The organism is Pontibacter qinzhouensis (assembly GCF_008017455.1).
GTDB classification, from domain to species: Bacteria; Bacteroidota; Bacteroidia; order Cytophagales; family Hymenobacteraceae; genus Pontibacter; species Pontibacter qinzhouensis.
The window spans coordinates 17,251-34,753 of the sequence record NZ_VRTY01000067.1; the positions used below are offsets into that span (position 1 = coordinate 17,251).

Annotated in this window: 16 protein-coding genes and 1 tRNA gene; 10 read left to right on the forward strand and 7 right to left on the reverse strand. The window is 47.5% G+C overall.

The annotated features are described in order from the left end of the window. Positions 1–9 precede the first annotated feature (9 nt). A complete protein-coding gene (locus tag FVR03_RS16365) occupies positions 10–597 on the forward strand; it encodes a c-type cytochrome (protein ID WP_147922840.1) in 588 nt (195 codons plus the stop codon). Between the two features lie 540 nt (positions 598–1,137). Beyond that, a complete protein-coding gene (locus tag FVR03_RS16370; protein ID WP_147922841.1) occupies positions 1,138–1,473 on the forward strand; it encodes a hypothetical protein in 336 nt (111 codons plus the stop codon). 322 nt (positions 1,474–1,795) lie between these two features. Here the strand turns inward: FVR03_RS16370 and FVR03_RS16375 are convergent, their stop codons facing one another. The 4 genes from FVR03_RS16375 to FVR03_RS16390 all read right to left on the reverse strand — a co-directional run bounded on the left by FVR03_RS16375 (position 1,796) and on the right by FVR03_RS16390 (position 6,868). Further along, positions 1,796–3,010 carry a site-specific integrase gene (locus FVR03_RS16375; RefSeq protein ID WP_187270191.1) on the reverse strand — a complete coding sequence of 405 codons (1,215 nt, stop codon included), beginning with the start codon at positions 3,008–3,010 and terminating at the stop codon, positions 1,796–1,798. Positions 3,011–3,266: 256 nt separating this feature from the next. Next, a tRNA-Glu gene (locus FVR03_RS16380) sits at positions 3,267–3,338 on the reverse strand. Positions 3,339–3,482: 144 nt separating this feature from the next. Next, positions 3,483–5,885: an ABC transporter permease gene (locus tag FVR03_RS16385; protein ID WP_147922843.1), complete on the reverse strand. Its 2,403-nt coding sequence runs from the start codon at positions 5,883–5,885 to the stop codon at positions 3,483–3,485. Positions 5,886–6,163: 278 nt separating this feature from the next. Further along, a complete protein-coding gene (locus FVR03_RS16390) occupies positions 6,164–6,868 on the reverse strand; it encodes an ABC transporter ATP-binding protein (RefSeq protein WP_147922844.1) in 705 nt (234 codons plus the stop codon). 677 nt (positions 6,869–7,545) lie between these two features. On the opposite strand from FVR03_RS16390, the gene FVR03_RS16395 reads away from it, so the two are divergent. From FVR03_RS16395 to FVR03_RS16405, 3 genes are all read left to right on the forward strand, one after another. Beyond that, on the forward strand, positions 7,546–8,946 hold the full coding sequence (locus FVR03_RS16395; RefSeq protein ID WP_147922845.1) for a sigma-54-dependent transcriptional regulator: 1,401 nt from the start codon (positions 7,546–7,548) through the stop codon (positions 8,944–8,946). After that, positions 8,936–10,294, forward strand: coding sequence for a sensor histidine kinase (locus tag FVR03_RS16400; protein WP_147922846.1), 1,359 nt, complete (start codon positions 8,936–8,938; stop codon positions 10,292–10,294). The genes FVR03_RS16395 and FVR03_RS16400 overlap by 11 nt, the downstream gene beginning before the upstream one ends. 317 nt (positions 10,295–10,611) lie before the next feature. After that, complete coding sequence (locus tag FVR03_RS16405) at positions 10,612–11,070, forward strand: OsmC family protein (RefSeq protein ID WP_147922847.1); 459 nt, start codon at positions 10,612–10,614, stop codon at positions 11,068–11,070. Between the two features lie 8 nt (positions 11,071–11,078). Here the strand turns inward: FVR03_RS16405 and FVR03_RS16410 are convergent, their stop codons facing one another. Further along, positions 11,079–11,939 (reverse strand): SDR family oxidoreductase, encoded by an 861-nt coding sequence (locus tag FVR03_RS16410; protein WP_147922848.1) that lies wholly within the window; start codon positions 11,937–11,939, stop codon positions 11,079–11,081. A 300-nt stretch (positions 11,940–12,239) separates the two neighbouring features. Between FVR03_RS16410 and FVR03_RS16415 the strand changes: the two genes are divergently transcribed. From FVR03_RS16415 to FVR03_RS16425, 3 genes are read left to right on the forward strand one after another with little or no spacing between them, the layout of a single operon-like run. Then, positions 12,240–13,568, forward strand: coding sequence for a type IX secretion system plug protein (locus FVR03_RS16415; protein WP_147922849.1), 1,329 nt, complete (start codon positions 12,240–12,242; stop codon positions 13,566–13,568). Positions 13,569–13,601: 33 nt separating this feature from the next. Then, positions 13,602–14,261 (forward strand): hypothetical protein, encoded by a 660-nt coding sequence (locus tag FVR03_RS16420; protein WP_147922850.1) that lies wholly within the window; start codon positions 13,602–13,604, stop codon positions 14,259–14,261. Between the two features lie 35 nt (positions 14,262–14,296). Further along, entirely contained in the window at positions 14,297–14,590 is a 294-nt protein-coding gene (locus FVR03_RS16425) for a DUF1330 domain-containing protein (RefSeq protein WP_147922851.1), read from the forward strand. A 298-nt stretch (positions 14,591–14,888) separates the two neighbouring features. On the opposite strand, the gene ychF is transcribed toward FVR03_RS16425, so the two are convergent. Next, on the reverse strand, positions 14,889–15,986 hold the full coding sequence (gene ychF, locus FVR03_RS16430; protein ID WP_147922852.1) for a redox-regulated ATPase YchF: 1,098 nt from the start codon (positions 15,984–15,986) through the stop codon (positions 14,889–14,891). Positions 15,987–16,194: 208 nt separating this feature from the next. Then, positions 16,195–16,524: a DUF3276 family protein gene (locus tag FVR03_RS16435; RefSeq protein ID WP_147922853.1), complete on the reverse strand. Its 330-nt coding sequence runs from the start codon at positions 16,522–16,524 to the stop codon at positions 16,195–16,197. A 174-nt stretch (positions 16,525–16,698) separates the two neighbouring features. On the opposite strand from FVR03_RS16435, the gene FVR03_RS16440 reads away from it, so the two are divergent. Next, positions 16,699–17,073 (forward strand): septal ring lytic transglycosylase RlpA family protein, encoded by a 375-nt coding sequence (locus tag FVR03_RS16440; protein ID WP_255474264.1) that lies wholly within the window; start codon positions 16,699–16,701, stop codon positions 17,071–17,073. A gap of 9 nt (positions 17,074–17,082) precedes the next feature. Beyond that, on the forward strand, positions 17,083–17,503 hold a 421-nt coding region (locus FVR03_RS16445; protein ID WP_147922855.1), incomplete at its 3' end, for a DUF58 domain-containing protein.

The following is a 17,503-nucleotide window of genomic DNA, read 5'->3' on the forward strand; positions in this document are numbered from 1 at the left end:
CTTAACCCAATGAAGAAACATTTGACCATTTTAAGTGCAGCTGTCCTGCTGGCCAGTTGCGAAAGTGCCACCACTGAAAACAGTACGGCGCAGAACACCACCCAGGACAGCGCCCTTACACAGGAAGCCCTGGTGGAAAGAGGCAAGTACCTGGTAACCATCGGCGGGTGCAATGACTGCCACTCCGCAAAGACCATGACAGACCGTGGCCCTGTCCCTGATGAAAGGTATCTGATGGCAGGACATCTAGCCGAGGAGCAGCTGCCTCCTGTAGATCAGGCCGCCTTTAAAAATGGGTGGGTCTTGTTTAACATGAACAATACGGCGACCGTAGGCCCTTGGGGAACCTCCTATGCCGCCAACCTGACGCCGGATGCCACAGGGATAGGCACTTGGTCACTCAAGAACTTCAAGAAGGCACTCCGGGAAGGAAAGTACAAGGGCATGGACAATACGCGCATGCTTCTCCCACCCATGCCCTGGCCTAATTTCGTCGACATGACGGACCAGGATGTGGAAGCCATCTTTGCTTACCTGAAATCGTTGCCCCCCGTCAAGAACAACGTGCCGGCACCTCTGCCGCCGGCAGGGGCTTAAACCTTGGAAAGAGAAAGCTGCTTTTTCTCTTATTATAGGAATAAGACAGACTGGCATATGGTTAAGAAGGTATAGTAAACTAATCTACGTTTACTATACCTTACCTTCTTTTGATGATGCAATTGCACGCTCTCCCTATTCTAAAGCATAGTAGATAGCCATAGAATAGGGAGAGCGTGCAATTGGAAAGGCAAATTTATCTTAGGAATGTGCTTTGTTTACAGCATGTAAAATAAAGGCTGTTTATAGCCTTAACCAAGTAATTTCTATGTAAACATGCCAGATTGATATGGTCCGCCAATTTTAGGAGCGGACAGAGAATAAGATTGACTACTGCCTGAGAGAGCTCATTTTGATAATCTTTCATAGATCATAAATATCCTCTCCTCAGGCAAAGAAAATACTAGCAGGTAAACGTTGAATAATGCCATATCTTCCGCCCTTAATTTTCGTAACTTATGGCTTACTCACCCATACAACAGCTTAGCCCTATGAAACTTACCTCTATCCACTCGAATGATTATACGCAGGTACAGGCCAATGAAGAAAAAAAGTATATTCAGCGAGGTACAAACCAAAGCCTTCAAATATGCTTTAGCGTATGAATTGACCATCTGGGTCTGTGATATGCGGGGGATGGCCTACCTGGAAGTAGCTGACCAGAATTGGCTAATACGAGATATCTTCACTGCGTTTGACCCCAGGTTTCAACAGCTGTTCGCTTACATCATCAATTCGACTGGTTTGGAGTTGATGAGCAGTTTGCGTATTGAGGACCTCGTCCAGCATGATCCGCAGCTACACCAACGGTTACAGGTCGGCATATTCCTAAACAAAGAATCGGCGCAACAATGGTTAACGCTTCCGAAAGTTTAGCGCTCTACTTGATCTGTAAAATGAGTGCACCGCCCTTTCCTTTATTACGCTGCTCCTAAACTGAGAATTTCTTGAACGCACTATTTCGCCAATAATTTACCTTGTGTTAAATATGGTGCAGCATTTGCTCGTAATGAAGCACAGTCGACCCTCCACTGTTGTAACATATTGCTGTAAGGGGCTGCTTATCCGGTCCTTGATAGTACGATCTAGTGAACCTTCCTCTAATAAGGGATCAATAGGAACTCTGCCGCAGTTTCTCCAATTCTGTGACTGTTTTCACCGCCTTATCTCCTTATCAACAAGTATAACAAAATGATATTTAGTACTTTGCTACGGTAGTGAACTTCTCCCTGAGTTTCCCCATATCCTGGCTCACCTTCACGTCGAGCACCTTAGCGTAGTGCTGCGTTGTTTTGAGGGAGGTGTGGCCCAGCATCTTCGAGACGCTCTCCATAGGCACCCCGTTCAGGAGCGTGACGGTGGTGGCGAAGGTGTGGCGGGCGGTGTGGAAGGTAACAGGTTTAGTGATGCCGGTCACATCGGCTATCTCCTTGAGGTAGGCGTTCATCTTCTGGTTACTCAAGATGGGTAGAAGTTGGCCCTTGTGCAGGCACTGCGGGTGGTCGCCGTACTTACCTAATATGGCTAGGGCCGATGGGAGCAGGGGGATGCGGGAGGGCGTGCCGGTTTTCTGCCTGTTCTTGCATACCCATAGCTCCCCATCTATCCCTGAAGTTATATCCGACTGCCTCAGTTTCTTTACATCGGTATAGGCCAGACCAGTGAAGCAGCTGAACAGGAAGATATCCCGCACCTGTCCCAGCCGTTCGGTCACGAATGTCTTGGCTGCTATCCGCTCCAGCTCCTCTTCTGTCAGGAATACCCGTTCCACCTGTTTGTGCTTTGCCTTGTAGTGCAGGAAAGGATCCTGCTCCATATAGCCGTGGGCCAGGCAGGCCCTGATCACCTTCTTGAGCTGCTTGATATACTTTGCTGTGGAGTTGGTGGAGCACTTGCATTGGCTCCGGAGGTAGAAGTCATAGTCGGAGACGAAGGCCAGATCCACCTTGCTCAGGTCCAGATCGCCTTTCCCGAACTTCCAGCGAATGAAGGCTTTAACGTGCACCAGCGAGGTGGTGTAGCTTTTAAGTGTGGCCTGAGAGTACTCCGAGTCAAGCAATGCTTTTATGCGATGGTTATGCTCCTCCAGCCGCTCGACCAACATCCACACCTTCTCCTGCTTTCCCAGAAACTTATCTTTAATAGCTCCTGCTGTCGTGCTTCTGCCAGCCTCCAGCAGGAGCCGGTGCGTCTCCTGCACTTTCGCCTGCAGGGTGTTCAGGTATTGGTTCAGGGTGGTAGAAGTTTTATTACTACCTGTGGCACGCCCTGCGGAAGGGTTCCACTGGATGGGCTCACAGGCTCTGCTGGTGGAGATTTCAGCTCTTTGCCCGGCCACCGTAATGCGGAGGTAAACCGGTACGGGACCAGTGGAATAGTTTCTGGGCTTTTTGATGTAAAAAAGGATACTCATACTCATGGCATTGCTACTTTAAGATGAAACAAGATAGCCATGCAGCCCCGCTGAATCAAGATGTAAAATATTTGTATATCTTGATAATCAGTGTTTTAAGTGTTGATCCGGTGAGTCGTTTCATCCGCTAAAATGACTCACCGAATCACGCACCTACAGAATGCGAAAAGGTGAATGATTTAGCGGCTTTCAGAAAACAAAAAAGCCTGCAAAACTTAAATTTGCAGGCTTTTCGCTGATTTTGTATCGAAACTTGTAGTCCGTAGGGGAATCGAACCCCTGTTGCCAGAATGAAAATCTGAAGTCCTAACCCCTAGACGAACGGACCATTGTGTCGTATTGTGGTGCAAATATAGAGGGTCGAATTTAAATTGCAAATACCTGGTGCTAATTTTTTAAAGTGCAAAGGCTGTCTTTTTCATAAGTGGTTCATTTTTAATAAGAAAATTGTTGCCCCTCGTGTGAAAAAAATCTATTCTGTCTTTAGCGACTGTACCGGATCTGCTAAGGCTGCCTGAATTGCCTTGGAACTCATAGTAATTAAAGCTACCGACAACGTAACAATACCTGCTATTAAGAAAGCAACATAAGGTATATCTATTCGGTAAGTAAAATCCTCCAGCCATTTTTGCATCAGGTAGTAAGCTATGGGGCAAGCAAAGAGGAAGGCAACTAAAACGAGTTTCACAAACTCCTTTGAAAAAAGAATGGTGATATCCAGCGCCGAAGCTCCCAGTACTTTTCTTACTCCTACTTCTTTTGTCCGTTGGGCCACCATAAATGAAATTAGGCCATACAAACCGAGGCAGCCTATAACGATAGCAATAAAAGCAAATATTTTAAACAAGGTTTGCTGCCGGACCTCTTCTCGATAAAACAGTTCGAACGTTTCATCATAAAACTCATAGTTGAACACATCGTCGGAGTAGGCTTTGTTCCAGATGTTCTCTAAATGCCGGATAGCGGCTTCTTTTTGATTCATATCGATTTTAGCCGCCATGTAATAGTAAGCACTCAGCTGACTGGTTATAATGGCCGGAGGAAGTTCATGATGCAGCGAACTCTGGTGAAAATCCTGCACGACACCTACAATTATGCCGTCTTTCCCTGCCATGTTGAGCTTATACCCTAGTGCTTCTTGTGCTGTAGGTATGGCTAGCTTACGACGCATGGTTTCATTGATTACGAACTCCTTTATGGTGTCGCTTGCGGTAAAGGCACGACCTGCCACAAATGGTATATCGAAGAGGTTGAAATACGCTTCGTTTGCAAATTTAGTGTGAGACCTGAAGGGCATAGGTTCTGAGGAACCATTAAACTTGAAGCCGTTTTCAGCAATTATAATGGAGGTAGGAGGAGCCATCGTAAAACTTACTTTTTGAATGGCAGGTTCCTTTAGGAGGTTAGCCTTATAACTAACAAGTTTTGTAGCATTGCCAGCTGGCAGGCGCAGTAGCACAACCGACTCTTTATTAAACCCGAGGGGTTTATTCCGGAAATATGCCATTTGCTCCCCCACCACCAGTGTACAAATAATTAACACCTGGCATATAGTAAATTGCAGCACTACCAATACCCGCCGCAACGAGAGGCCAGCAACTTGTTGGGTATTCAGCCTGTTTTTGAGGGCAGCAATGGGTTGCAGACCTGCCAGCATGTAAGCTGGATATAAACCTGCGATAAGGGTGACGAGAACCAGCAGAGGACCCAGGAACACCAGCAGGAGCGGGTCTCGAACAAAACTGAAGGTGAGCTTTAGCTCAAGGAGCTGGTTCAGGTAAGGCAGCGAAATTTCCGTTAGTATAACAGACAAAAGAGTGGCGGCAAAAGTTATCAGGAACGTTTCGCCGAGGAACTGCAGTATAATTTGTCTGTAGCTGCATCCCAGCACTTTTCGCATCCCCACTTCTTTAGAGCGCTTAATGGCCTGCCCGGTAGCCAGATTTATAAAATTAATGCAGGCTGTGAGCAGCAGGATAATACCGATCAGCGCCATGGCCCAGATTACCTCCATCGGCACCACACGCATAGAGTAATTAAACAGCTCCTCATTGTGGTGCACATCGTGCAGTGGCTGCAGAAAAAAGCTCTTCAGGTCCTGGTGTTTCTTCGGAATATGTGGTAGCACAATTCGGTTAATGCTGGCTTCTATTTCTTTGTAATCTGCTCCGGCAGGTAGCGTTACATACAGGTTTTGGTTGCTCAGCACCGTTCCCCATTCGCTTATTTCGTAAGGAGATAGTTCGTTAGCAGAAGCATAGGAAACAAATAATTTGAAAGGGAAATCAGTGTTGTCGGGTACGTCCGGGATTACACCTATAACCTCCAGGTCTAACTGGTTGTTTAGCCGGAGTACCTGCCCCACAGGCTCTTTATCCGGAAAATATTTGGTGGCCAGCTGCTGCGTAAGTATAAGAGTGTGTGGCTCTTGTAGCCGCTCTATAAACGGCAGGTTGCCCTTCCCGAAACTGAACATCCTGAAAAAATCACTTTCTACGAAGCCAAGTGCGCCTGGTTCACGATAATGCCTGGCTGGTTTGTTCGCGGTAGCAGGTACTGTAATCTGCCCATCCTGCTCCCCAAACACCTGTGTAATAATTTCCAGTCCGGGGTTATTCTGGCGCAGAATATCTGTAATAGGGCCTGGAATAGAAGCCATCACACCTGAGTTGCCATCAGCCTCGTGGCGTATCGCCAGCCGGTACGTGCGGTCGCCTTTTTCATGAAAATTATCGAAACTCAGCTCAAACCGCACAACCAGGAAAAGCAATAGGCTACAGGTAATACCAAGTGCCAGCCCCATTATGTTCAGGAAACTATAGCTCCTGTTACGCAGCAGCATCCGGATGGCGGTAAGGAAGTAGGTTTTCAGCATAGGGTAAAGCTGGTGGAGTCTGTTAAAAATTTAGTTGCCAAGCTTGTCAGTCTTTATAGACAACGACTTCATTAATCGGAATTCGAACCTGTACTATTATCTGTTATAGGATATAAGACGCAGGACACAAGATTTTATATTAATCCTGCTAAAAAGGTGAAAATCAATTGTTGATTTTTGATAAGTTATGACGTCGTCATTAAGTAGTGCGCTCTAAATTGTTTCAGGTAACACCATTACCAGGCCGACTGTGACCTGGTGCTGGTGAAGGCTCATAGCTAAATTGCTGCCACTGCAGGTGCCATGCGTTCAGTTACAACTTGTCCGTCGAACAGGTTAATAACGCGATGGGCATACTCGGCATCGGCAGGGGAGTGCGTTACCATCACAATGGTGGCACCCGCGGCATTCAGCTCCGAAAGAAGGAGCATTACTTCGCGGCCATGCTGCGAGTCGAGGTTACCGGTAGGCTCGTCGGCCAGAATAAGGCGAGGCTTACCAACTACGGCTCGTGCAATGGCCACACGCTGTTGCTGTCCCCCCGATAACTGCTGCGGAAAATAGGCGTGGCGGTGGGCAATGCCGACCCGTTGCATCACCTCCTGCACACGGGCCTTTATTTCTGATTTAGGCACTCCCTGGTAAAAAAGCGGCAGCTCAATATTCTCTTGCACCGTCAGCTCATCAATCAGGTTAAAGCTCTGGAAAATAAAGCCCAGGTTCTGGCGGCGCAGGTTAGCACGTTTCCGTTCAGGAGCTTTAGTTACATTTTCTCCCAGAAAATACAGGTTTCCGGCAGTCGGTGCATCGAGGAGGCCCAGCATGTTGAGCAGCGTACTTTTGCCGCAACCCGACGGGCCCATAATAGCCACAAAATCGCTCTGTGCTATCTGCAGATCCACCCCGGTAAGAGCAGTGGTTTCTATGGTATCTGTCAAATACTTCTTTTCTAGCTGAGTAGTCTGAATAACAATGTTTTTCATAGATTTAAGCTGTACAACGGCAGTTTTGAAAGGCTACCAGTGCGGCAGGCCTACGATACCGTAGCCAATAGCTGTGCCAATTTGTTAATCAGTCTCTAAGTGGTTTTGCCATGGTTAGATGTAAATTTAATGTCCGTTAGCGAACAGCACTTGTCCGGTAATGGGCACTTGCACGATGCATTTTACCTGAAATAGTTTTAAATTACAGAAGAATTAGGCTGGCACAATATTTTCAAGTTATTTATTGCAGCTGAAGTAGTTCTTTGGGTTTGGAGCCAAGGCTTGCCACGCAAAGAATTCAGATTTAACATGGAAAGTATGGTTTTACCCTTGACCCTTTTTGGTGTAAATTTCTTTGAAAGGCCATTTTCATTAGAATAATTCGGGCCATGTGTGTAAAGATGATAATAATAGGATAGGTTGAATTCCAGGTGTATAAATTTTTGCAAAACTCAAAAGCTATAGCCACGCGAAAAGCTCTTTTATCTTCTGTTAGCTTTACTAATCAAATTGGGTATTTCTAGAATTAGGTAAGTACAAAATGGCTGCTTCTGGCGGGGCTGGTTCAGCAAATGACCAAAAGAAACAGTTTTTTATTTAAAATTAGTTACCCTTTTACAGTAGCTGCTGGTTTACAGCTGCACATGCTATTCCTTCAACTTAAGTAACACATCACTATGGAAGAAAAAAGCCTGGGACGCATTCTTGTAATTGATGACAACGAGGATATTCTTTTCTCCTCAAAAATGCTGCTGCGCAAGTACGCCACAGAAGTGGTGATGGAAAAGAACCCTAAAAAAATTCCGTTCCTGATGTCGAACGAGGAGTTTGATACCATTCTGCTCGACATGAACTTCAGCCAGGACATTACGAGCGGGCAGGAAGGATTTTACTGGCTGAAGGAAATCCTGAAGTACGATCCATCGGCGGTGGTTATCATGATTACGGCTTTTGGCGATGTGGAGATGGCGGTGCGGGCACTCAAAGAAGGGGCAACAGATTTTGTGCTGAAACCCTGGCAGAACGAGAAGTTGCTGGCGACACTTGCGGCTGCTTCCAAGCTTCGCCATTCTTTAAAGGAGGTCGGGCACCTGAAGGAGGTAAACAAAACGCTCTCGGCAGAACTTAGCACTGCTGCACCTGTTATAACGGGCCAGAGTTTGCCTATGCGGCAGCTTTTCTCGCTTATCGATAAAGTAGCCAGAACCGATGCCGATATCCTGCTCCTGGGCGAAAACGGCACCGGGAAAGAAGTGATAGCCCGTACCATTCACCAGCGCTCCACCCGGGCCGACAAGGTGTTTGTAACCGTAGACATGGGAGCCATTACCGAGAGCCTGTTCGAGAGTGAGTTATTTGGCCACAAAAAAGGTGCATTTACCGATGCAAAAGACGACCGGGTAGGCCGCATAGAAGCTGCCAACGGCGGTACTTTGTTTTTGGATGAGATAGGTAACCTGAGCCCTTCGTTGCAGGCAAAATTGCTCACCGTGCTCCAGCGCCGCGAAGTTATTCGGGTAGGTACGAACAAGGCCATTCCGGTGAATGTGCGCCTGATATGCGCTACCAACATGCCACTGCGCGACATGGTGCAGCGCCACGAGTTTCGCCAGGATTTGCTTTACCGTATTAACACCGTAGAGCTAAACCTGCCGCCGCTGCGCGACCGTAGCGACGATTTGCCGCTTTTTGCCGAACATTTTCTGGGTACGTATGCCCGTAAATACAAGCAGCCGCACAAATCGTTGTCGGTGGCTGCGCTGCAAAAGCTGCAGCGGTACAGCTGGCCCGGCAATGTACGGGAGTTGCAGCACGCACTGGAGCGAGCCTCTATCCTGAGCGATAACCGCGAACTACAGCCAGACGATTTCTTCTTTCTGCCGGACGAAGAGCCTAAGGTTATAAAAGAAACGCTACCTGCTCCTGCATTGCAAAACGCACAAAGCCTCGACGACATGGAGCGCGATGCCGTGCAGCGTGCCATGCAAAAGCACGATGGCAACATCTCGAAGGCTGCAAAAGAACTTGGCTTATCCAGGGGGGCTCTGTACCGTAGGCTGGAGAAATATGCTCTTTAAAAACTTCCGGCTCCAGTTGCTGCTTCGGCTTCTGGCCCTTTTAATTTGTGTGTACTTGCTGGCTGCCATAAATTTTACGGAAGCCTACAGAGCTACTTATGTGGGGCTGGTGCTGTTTATCTTGTTGCAGGTTATCCTGCTCATCAGCTTTCAGGAAAAAACCAACCGCCAGGTTATCCGGTTTCTGAACGCGATCCGGTTCGATGATTTTACAGAACAGTTTAAGGCTGGCGGTGAGGGTAAAATACACAGCGAACTGGCTATCAGGCTGAACGAAGTGATGAACAAATTCAGAAGCCTGCGAGCCGACAAAGAGGCGAATCTGCAGTACTATGAGGCCATTGTGCAGCACATCGGCACAGGCATAATTACCTACAAACCAGATGGCACTATTCTGCTGATGAACAATGCCGCCAAAAAGCTACTGCAACACAGCCAGGCCAGCCATGTGCAGGACTTGCAGGTGGAGCCAACCGGTAATGCAGCCGGCTTACTGGAACTGGTGCACGGCGATAAGGTGCTGATGCAGCTAAGGCAGAGCGGTGAATTGGGGCAGCTGTCGGTGCATGTAATGGAGCTCTCCCTGTTGGGCAGCACCATTCGGCTGGCATCGTTGCAGAACATTCAACCTGAACTGGAAGATAAGGAAATGGAGGCCTGGCACAACCTGATAAAAGTGCTTACCCACGAAATCATGAACTCAGTTACGCCCATATCGTCGTTGGCGGCCAGTGCCGGCGAGGAGGTAAGCAGCTACACCGATACCACCGCCACAGAGATAACCCTGCTGAAAGAGGAGCTGGAAGACATAGGACTTTGCCTGCAGACCATCAGTAGAAGGAGCCAGGGCCTCATACATTTTGTAAGCGATTTCCGGAACCTGACAGCGGTAAAAGCGCCGCACCTGCAACTCTTTAATGTGGGCGAGCTGCTGAAAGAACTCAGAACCCTGATGCGGGAGCAGATGATGAACCATGGTGTCGTATTTAACCTCGATCTTGCTCCGCAGAACCTACTCCTGAATGCCGACCGCACCATGGTGGAGCAGGTGCTGATAAACCTTATAAAAAATGCCATGGAGGCAACTCTGGAAGGGGAGCAGCCAAAGCAGGTAACCGTAAAAGCCTGCCTCGACGAGCGGAGCCGCACCAGCATCGAAATTACCGATAACGGTTCGGGCATGACACCAGAAGCCATGTCGAAAATATTTATTCCGTTTTATACGACCAAAAAAACGGGCTCCGGCATTGGCCTCAGCCTCTCCAGGCAAATTATGCGCTTGCACAAAGGCACTATTACCGTGCAATCGGAACTTGGCCGCGGCACCACCTTCACGCTCAGGTTCTAATTTGCCTTGGCCGTATTTCCTATAATACTCCCGTTCTTACCAGGTCTGGCTTTAGATGAACAGCTGTAGGACCTTACCATTTAACTGCAATGGCTAAGTCGAAAACAGCAGATACTTATTTTTACCCTTGACACTAAATAGCCATAGGAAGCTTTGGAAGGGTATTTTCATTAGAAAAATTTGAGTTAAGGGCCTCCTTCTTGCTTACAAGGTCAGCAGCAGGTAAAAGTTTAGTTAAGTAAAATCACTGGCCGAAGGTTTCCTCTTTCCTACGCTTCATCGTACTATATGCTAAAGTGTTTTAAGCTGAAGAAAAAATGGCAAAGAGCGAAACAGTTATTGTTAGTGCCGACAGCACGGCTGGGTACGTGGCAGAAATAATAGCGGGTGGTAGGAGCATGACCATCGATGAGTCTGCTGTAAAAGACGGGCATAAAACCGGCCCTGACCCAAACGATTTTTTATTGAGCGCCCTGGGAGCCTGTACCGTAGTGACCCTGCATATGTACGCCGGCCGAAAAAACTGGCCGCTCGAGCGAGCCGAGGTAAGGCTGCAGCAAGAAACAGTGCAGGTGCCAGATCCGCTCGCACCCGAAAAACTGGTAAAGAAAATGTTGATTACCAAACAGCTGTTGCTGTTCGGTAACTTAACGGAAGAGCAACGCCTGAGGCTGGAAGATATTTCGGGAAGATGCCCTGTGCAACGAACCCTGGAGGCTGGGGTGCAGGTGCAGACTTTCCTCGAACCGCTTGTTCCGTTGCCCGATAAATTATAAAGATAAACTTAGGCAACCTGTTTTTCCAGCTCAAAGTACTCCTCCAGCGTTAGTACACCCAGGGGCGGCGCTAAAAAATCTTCTTTGTTAACCTCTACGAAAAAAGCCATTTTGTCGTAGAGGTTACGCTGTAGAAGTTTGATAACCGGCATAACCAGCATAAGTACAAAATATGGGATTTTGGGCACCAACCCTTTGTGGCCAGCTAACTTGCAAGATAGCCTGATAAGCCCGGAGCGGGTGTAGATGCGCCTGCCTCCAATGGCGATTACCTGCGGTGGCTGCCCAATGGCGGCAACAGAGGCACAGGCAACTTCACCTTCATAAACTGGGTTTATCCGCTTGTCGCCTTTGCCAATGTGCCCGATCAAACCTTTCGATGCTAATGCTGTTTTTTCTTTAAACGCCGAAAATAAGGCAGTTGGCTCCAGAATGGTGTGGTTGATAGGGCTTTGTTTCAGGACTTCGGCAAAATCGGCGTGGGCTTTAAAATAGGCCAGGTGCGGATAATGCGCCGCAGCAAAAGCCGAAATGTACAGAAACTGCTGTACGCCTGCCTTTTCGGCTTCGGCCAGCAAATTCAGGTTCGCCAGAAAATCAACATCCCTGAAGGTGGCTTTGCATTTGTCTTTCAGGCTTAGACTTTTACCGATGGCAGATATCACCACATCTACACCATCGCACACTCCTTTCAAAGCTTGCTCTTCAGAGGCATCAGCCACAAAAATTTCGTCGGGGGCTGGAGTAAGTGTAGTTGCTTTGCTTCTGTTGCGGGCGAGTACTTTAACATAGTACCCCTGCTGCTTCAGTTCCTGAAACAAATGAACCCCCAGATTTCCGGTAGCTCCTGCCAATAAAATTGTTTTCATAGGCTCCTAAGAGAGTGTTGTTTAGGTAAATATATAAACTAACAAGCGTTATTGCAATAACGAGTAAACAGCTGGCAGGCTATAGCTTTGGCAGCTTCTGCCGTAAATAAATTGTTTAAACTTTAACAAGGTTGGTAAATAGGAGAATAGGAGATGGGGCAAGTGGTTCGGGTTTTCTTTTTTGCAATTTTTGTGTGCGAAAACAAGATTTTAATCGCGTCTGACTATCTTAGTACATCAAACAACCAGAAAGTAGAGGGGCAGTGGCACCAGGCGCTAAACCAACACTCAGTTTAATTCATGTTTAAAAATAAGGTTTCTATTCTACTTTTGTCGGGCATGCTGGCAGGGGGTATAAGTGGGTGTGTTCCACTGGAGCAGCAAGGGCAGGGCTATGGCAGCAGCAGCACCACGCAGGCAACGCTGCGCTACGAAGATTTTATTTACGACGAGAGCATCCGGTCGGTACAGTGCTACCGCGCCTCCGGCACCCCTGAGGAGGTGCTGAACCCGGCGGTGCTGCCGCTTACGCAGGAGCAGCCAGTGATGTTAAAGTTCGACAGGGTAAATGCGGGGCCGCAGCGGTTACTCGTAAAAGTGCACCACTGCAACGCCAACTGGACTCCATCGGGGCTAAACGTGACGCAGTACCTCAACGATTTCAATGAGTTTTTTATAACTGATGTTCAGAACTCGGTTAGTACGCGGGTGCCGTATGTGCACTATACTTTTCGGGTGCCACGGGTAAAGATAAGCGGCAACTATGTAGTAGAAGTAACAGAGGAAGGCGGTAACGTGCTGCTGAGCCGCAGAATGCTCGTGTACGAAAACGCTGTAGCAGTAGCTGCCAAACTGGGTGCTCCGGCTGGGCCGTCAGGTCGGTTTTCGAGGCAGCCAGTTGAGTTCAACATTTTCTACAAAGATTTTCCGCTGGTAAACCCTGCGCAGGAAATAAAGGTGGTGATGCGCCAGAACCACCGCTGGGATAATGCCAAATCGTATCCGCAGCCAACATTTGTGCGCGACGAAGCTCGCAGGTTAGAATACGTGTTCTTCGAACCTAAAGATCATTTTATGGGGCTGAGCGAGTTTCGGGTGTTCGATACCCGCAGCATCCGTTTCAGGGGGCTTGGCGTGCAGGGCATTAACCTGGAGGCCAACCCGATTGTGGTAAACCTGCAGCAAGACAAAACTCGCCAGGGAGAAGTTTACAGCCAGGACCCCGATGCTGATGGCAAACTGCTCTTCGGGAACCGGGAGTATGGCAACGGAGATGTTAACGGCGACTACGCCTGGGTTGAGTTTGAGCTTCGGGCACCGGAGGAGACAAAAGGAAACGTATACCTGCAAGGTGCCCTAACCGACTGGCGCTTAACAGAGCAGGCCCGCATGCGCTACAACCAGGAACGTGGCGCCTATGTGGGTCGCCTGCTCCTGAAACAGGGTTACTATAACTACTACTATGCCCTAGCAGGCGGTGCAGGTACCGAAGCCGATGCCAGCTACTTCGAGGGCAGCCATTTCGGCACGGGCAACACCTACGATATTTTGGTATACTACCGGCCCCCCGGCACCCGCGCCGACAGGCTGGTGGGTTACGAAGAAATCGGGTATAACAGGAAGTTTTAGAGGAGGTTTCGACTGTTTTACATAAACGAGAGCATGGCAGACGAAGCTTTTTCAGTATTCAAAAAATTTCCGGAGATGCAGCAGGCAAAAGAGCTTGCGCATTTCTTACAGCAACACGGTCTGGCAGTGCTAGTGGCAGATAATTCGCCTGTTGTAGACCTTACCTTTACAGGAAACCATTTGCAGAGCCAGTTTGAGGTTAAAATACCTGCTTCAGATTTCTCAAGAGCACAAAAGATGCTGGAAGAGCGTGTGGCAAAAGATCTGGATAGCGTAGACGAAAGCCATTACCTTTTCTCCTTCTCAGACGAGGAACTGTACGATGTCTTGTTGAAATCTGATGAATGGACTGAGTTCGATTTCCTGCTGGCAAAGAAGATTCTTAAATCGAGAGGGCAGGAGGTGAATGATGCTTTGATCGCTTCTCTGAAAAAGCAACGCCTGCTGGACTTATCGACACCAGAGGAAGGTCAGCAAGCCTGGATTTTTTTGGGTTACTTGCTTTCGCTACTGGGTGGTTTTCTGGGGATGTGTATCGGGTGGTTTTTGTGGAAACAGAAAAAGACGTTGCCAAATGGACAAAAAGTTTACGCCTATACAGCTCCGGATCGTAAACATGGGAGAAATATGTTTTTTATCGGGGTTATTGTTTTCTCAATCGTATTTGCAGTTAAATTGTTAAACGCCCTTTAACTTTTATTTTTTTGTACAGCCATTAATATGATCATATGTCAGCATTTGTAGTAGTAGAAATCGAGATAACAGACCCAGTGGCTTACGAAGAGTATAAACTTTATACACCTGGTTCTATTGCCGCCTACGACGGTAAATTTGTGGTGCGTGGTGGCAGCACCGAGAGTCTGGAGGGTAACTGGAATCCGCAACGCCTGGTAGTGCTTGAATTTCCGACGGTGGAGCGGGCCAGGGAGTGGTGGAACTCACCTGAATACGCAAAGGCCAAAGGAATAAGACAACGAGCCGCTCATACCAAAATGCTGGTAGTGGAGGGGTTTGAGCAGTAGGTAGATGTTCTGATTTTTAAATTATTCAAATGAAATAGCCCTTCAGAAGCCTTTTTGGCGTTTTTCTGTCAAGGGTTCTATTCGTGCGGAAATTAAATTTCTGCAGTTTGTTTAATCTTAAAATGGGTGAGCTTCGAGAATCCAGGCATCAACTAAATATCGAGACTCAAGGTTTCTTCACCTGTTGAAAGCTTAGATATCGGATAAGACTTTAAGAAATATTTTGGAATCATCATCCCTCCACAAAATAGAAAGGCAGCCCTAAAGCTGCCTTTCTATTTTGTGGAGGATAAAAAACTTATACGTTGAAACGGAAGTGCATAATGTCGCCGTCCTGCACCACGTACTCTTTTCCTTCAACAGCCATTTTGCCGGCTTCCTTAATTTTTGCTTCGGTTTTGTATTCCTGGTAATCCTTCAGTTTAATAACCTCGGCACGGATAAAGCCTTTTTCGAAATCGGTGTGAATAACGCCAGCTGCCTGTGGTGCTTTCCAGCCGCGGCCAATAGTCCAGGCGCGAACTTCTTTTACACCAGCTGTAAAGTAGGTTACCAGGTTCAGCAACTGGTAAGAAGCACGGATCAGTTTATTCAAGCCGGATTCGGTCAGGCCGTATTCTGCCAGAAACATCTCCTTTTCTTCCGGGTCAGTCAGTTCTGCAATCTGAGCTTCTATAGAAGCGCTAATTAATACCACCTGGGCATTTTCGTCTTTTACGTGTTCGGCCAGCGCTTTTGAGAACTCGTTACCAGAGTTCATGGAGTTCTCATCTACATTAGCGGCGTAAATAACCGGCTTCTCGGTGAGCAGGTTCAGGTCTTCAACGGCTTCTTTATCTTCGTCGGTAGCATCAAGAGACCTAACGCTCAGGCCTGCTTCCAGGTGGGCTTTGTATTTCTCGAGGCTGGCAAATTCTTTTTTGGCTTTGGCATCGCCGGCTTTGGCAGATCGTTGTACCTTCAGCAACTTCTTCTCAACCGATTCCAGGTCTTTGAGTTGCAGTTCAGTGTCAATAATTTCTTTATCGGAAATTGGGTCTACTTTACCGGCAACGTGCACAATGTTAGGGTCTTCGAAGCAGCGAACCACGTGAATAATAGCATCTACCTCGCGTATGTTAGCCAGGAACTTATTGCCGAGGCCTTCGCCTTTACTGGCTCCCTTTACAAGGCCCGCAATGTCTACAAACTCTATCACGGTAGGCAGCACCCGCTCGGGGTGTACCAGTTCCTCCAGTATTTCCAGGCGCTCGTCGGGCACGGTAATTATACCCACGTTTGGCTCTATGGTACAAAAAGGATAGTTGGCAGATTCTGCCTTCGCATTAGAAATAGCGTTAAACAAGGTAGACTTACCAACATTTGGCAGTCCTACAATTCCGCATCTGAGTCCCATTCAAATAATCTTTTTTATCAGGGCGCAAATATACAACAATTTAGGGAGCAAAGCGCAACTGGCGAAAACTGCTTCAGATAAGTAAATGCGCTGTGCAGGTTGCAGAATTTGTGTGGCACCGGGTGCAGGCATGCCAAATCAGCTAAAAACAAAAAAAGCTTACGAAATTAACGTAAGCTTTATAATAATATCTTTTCAGGCTAGGAGCCTATTCCCATTTCAATTCATCATCAAACGATGGCTCTGGTTCTGCCACAGGTGCCTCTAATGCGGCCAGGGCTTCCTCTGTCAGTAACTCCGACTTAACGTGGTCAATGGTTCCCTGCAGTGCTTCCATAAACTTAGCGAAATCCTCTTTGTAAAGGAAGATCTTGTGTTTCTCATAAGAGAATGTCTCATCCTTAAATTTCCTCTTGCTCTCCGTAATGGTCACGTAATAATCGTTCGAGCGTGTTGACTTCACATCGAAGAAATACGTTCTCTTTCCTGCTCTAACTCTTTGGGAAAAAATTTCTGCTTTTTCGTTGTTCTCTTCCACCGTTTAATAGACGTTAAATTCCACTTAATGAACCTAAAAGTAACATATTGTTCTGATATATAAAAACTTTTGAATTTAAAATTTGATAAAAAAAATTACACTATATTTGAGACGGACCAATTATAGTATAGCATGAATATAAATTCGATTATACTAGTATGTGTTTTCTTTTTTATGTCTGGTAGTAAAGTTTATATCGCCGATGGTAAAGCCTCTTTTTACTCCGACAAAATGCAGGGCCGCCCCACCGCCAGTGGCGAGCGCTACGACAAAACCCAGCTGACGGCAGCACATGCCTCGCTTCCGTTTAACACGCGCGTGCTGGTAACCAACACCCGAAATGGTAAGAGTGTGGTGGTGAAGGTGAATGACCGTATGTCGCGCTCCCGCCACACTATTATAGATGTATCCAGGGCGGCGGCGCTGCAGCTAGACCTCGTAAGAGAAGGTGTGGGAACCGTGCGGGTAAAGGAACTGAAAGATAGCGACCTCCCACAACAAGAAGCGCCTTTAGCCGTTTCAGAAGCTGAAGCTACCACCAAAGAATAAACTCCGCGCATGAAAAAGCCTCTTACACTTGCCGATGTTCAGAAATTCGAAAATATGGAGTTTCTGGCAAAACAGTTGGTGGAGGGGTTTATTACCGGTCTGCATCAGTCGCCTTACCACGGGTTTTCGGTTGAGTTTTCGGAGCACCGCCTCTACAACAGCGGCGAGAGCACCCGCCACATCGACTGGAAAGTTTTTGCCCGCACCGATAAGCTTTTTGTAAAACGCTACGAAGAGGAAACCAACCTGCGCTGCCACATACTTCTGGATGTGTCGCCTTCTATGTATTACCCTACGCACAACAACGGCAAAATTACCTTTAGTGCGCTTTGTGCTGCTGCCATGGCTACGCTGCTGCGCCGCCAGCGCGATGCCGTAGGGGTGGTTACCTTCACCGATAAAATTGAGTTGCAGACTCCTGTTCGCTCTA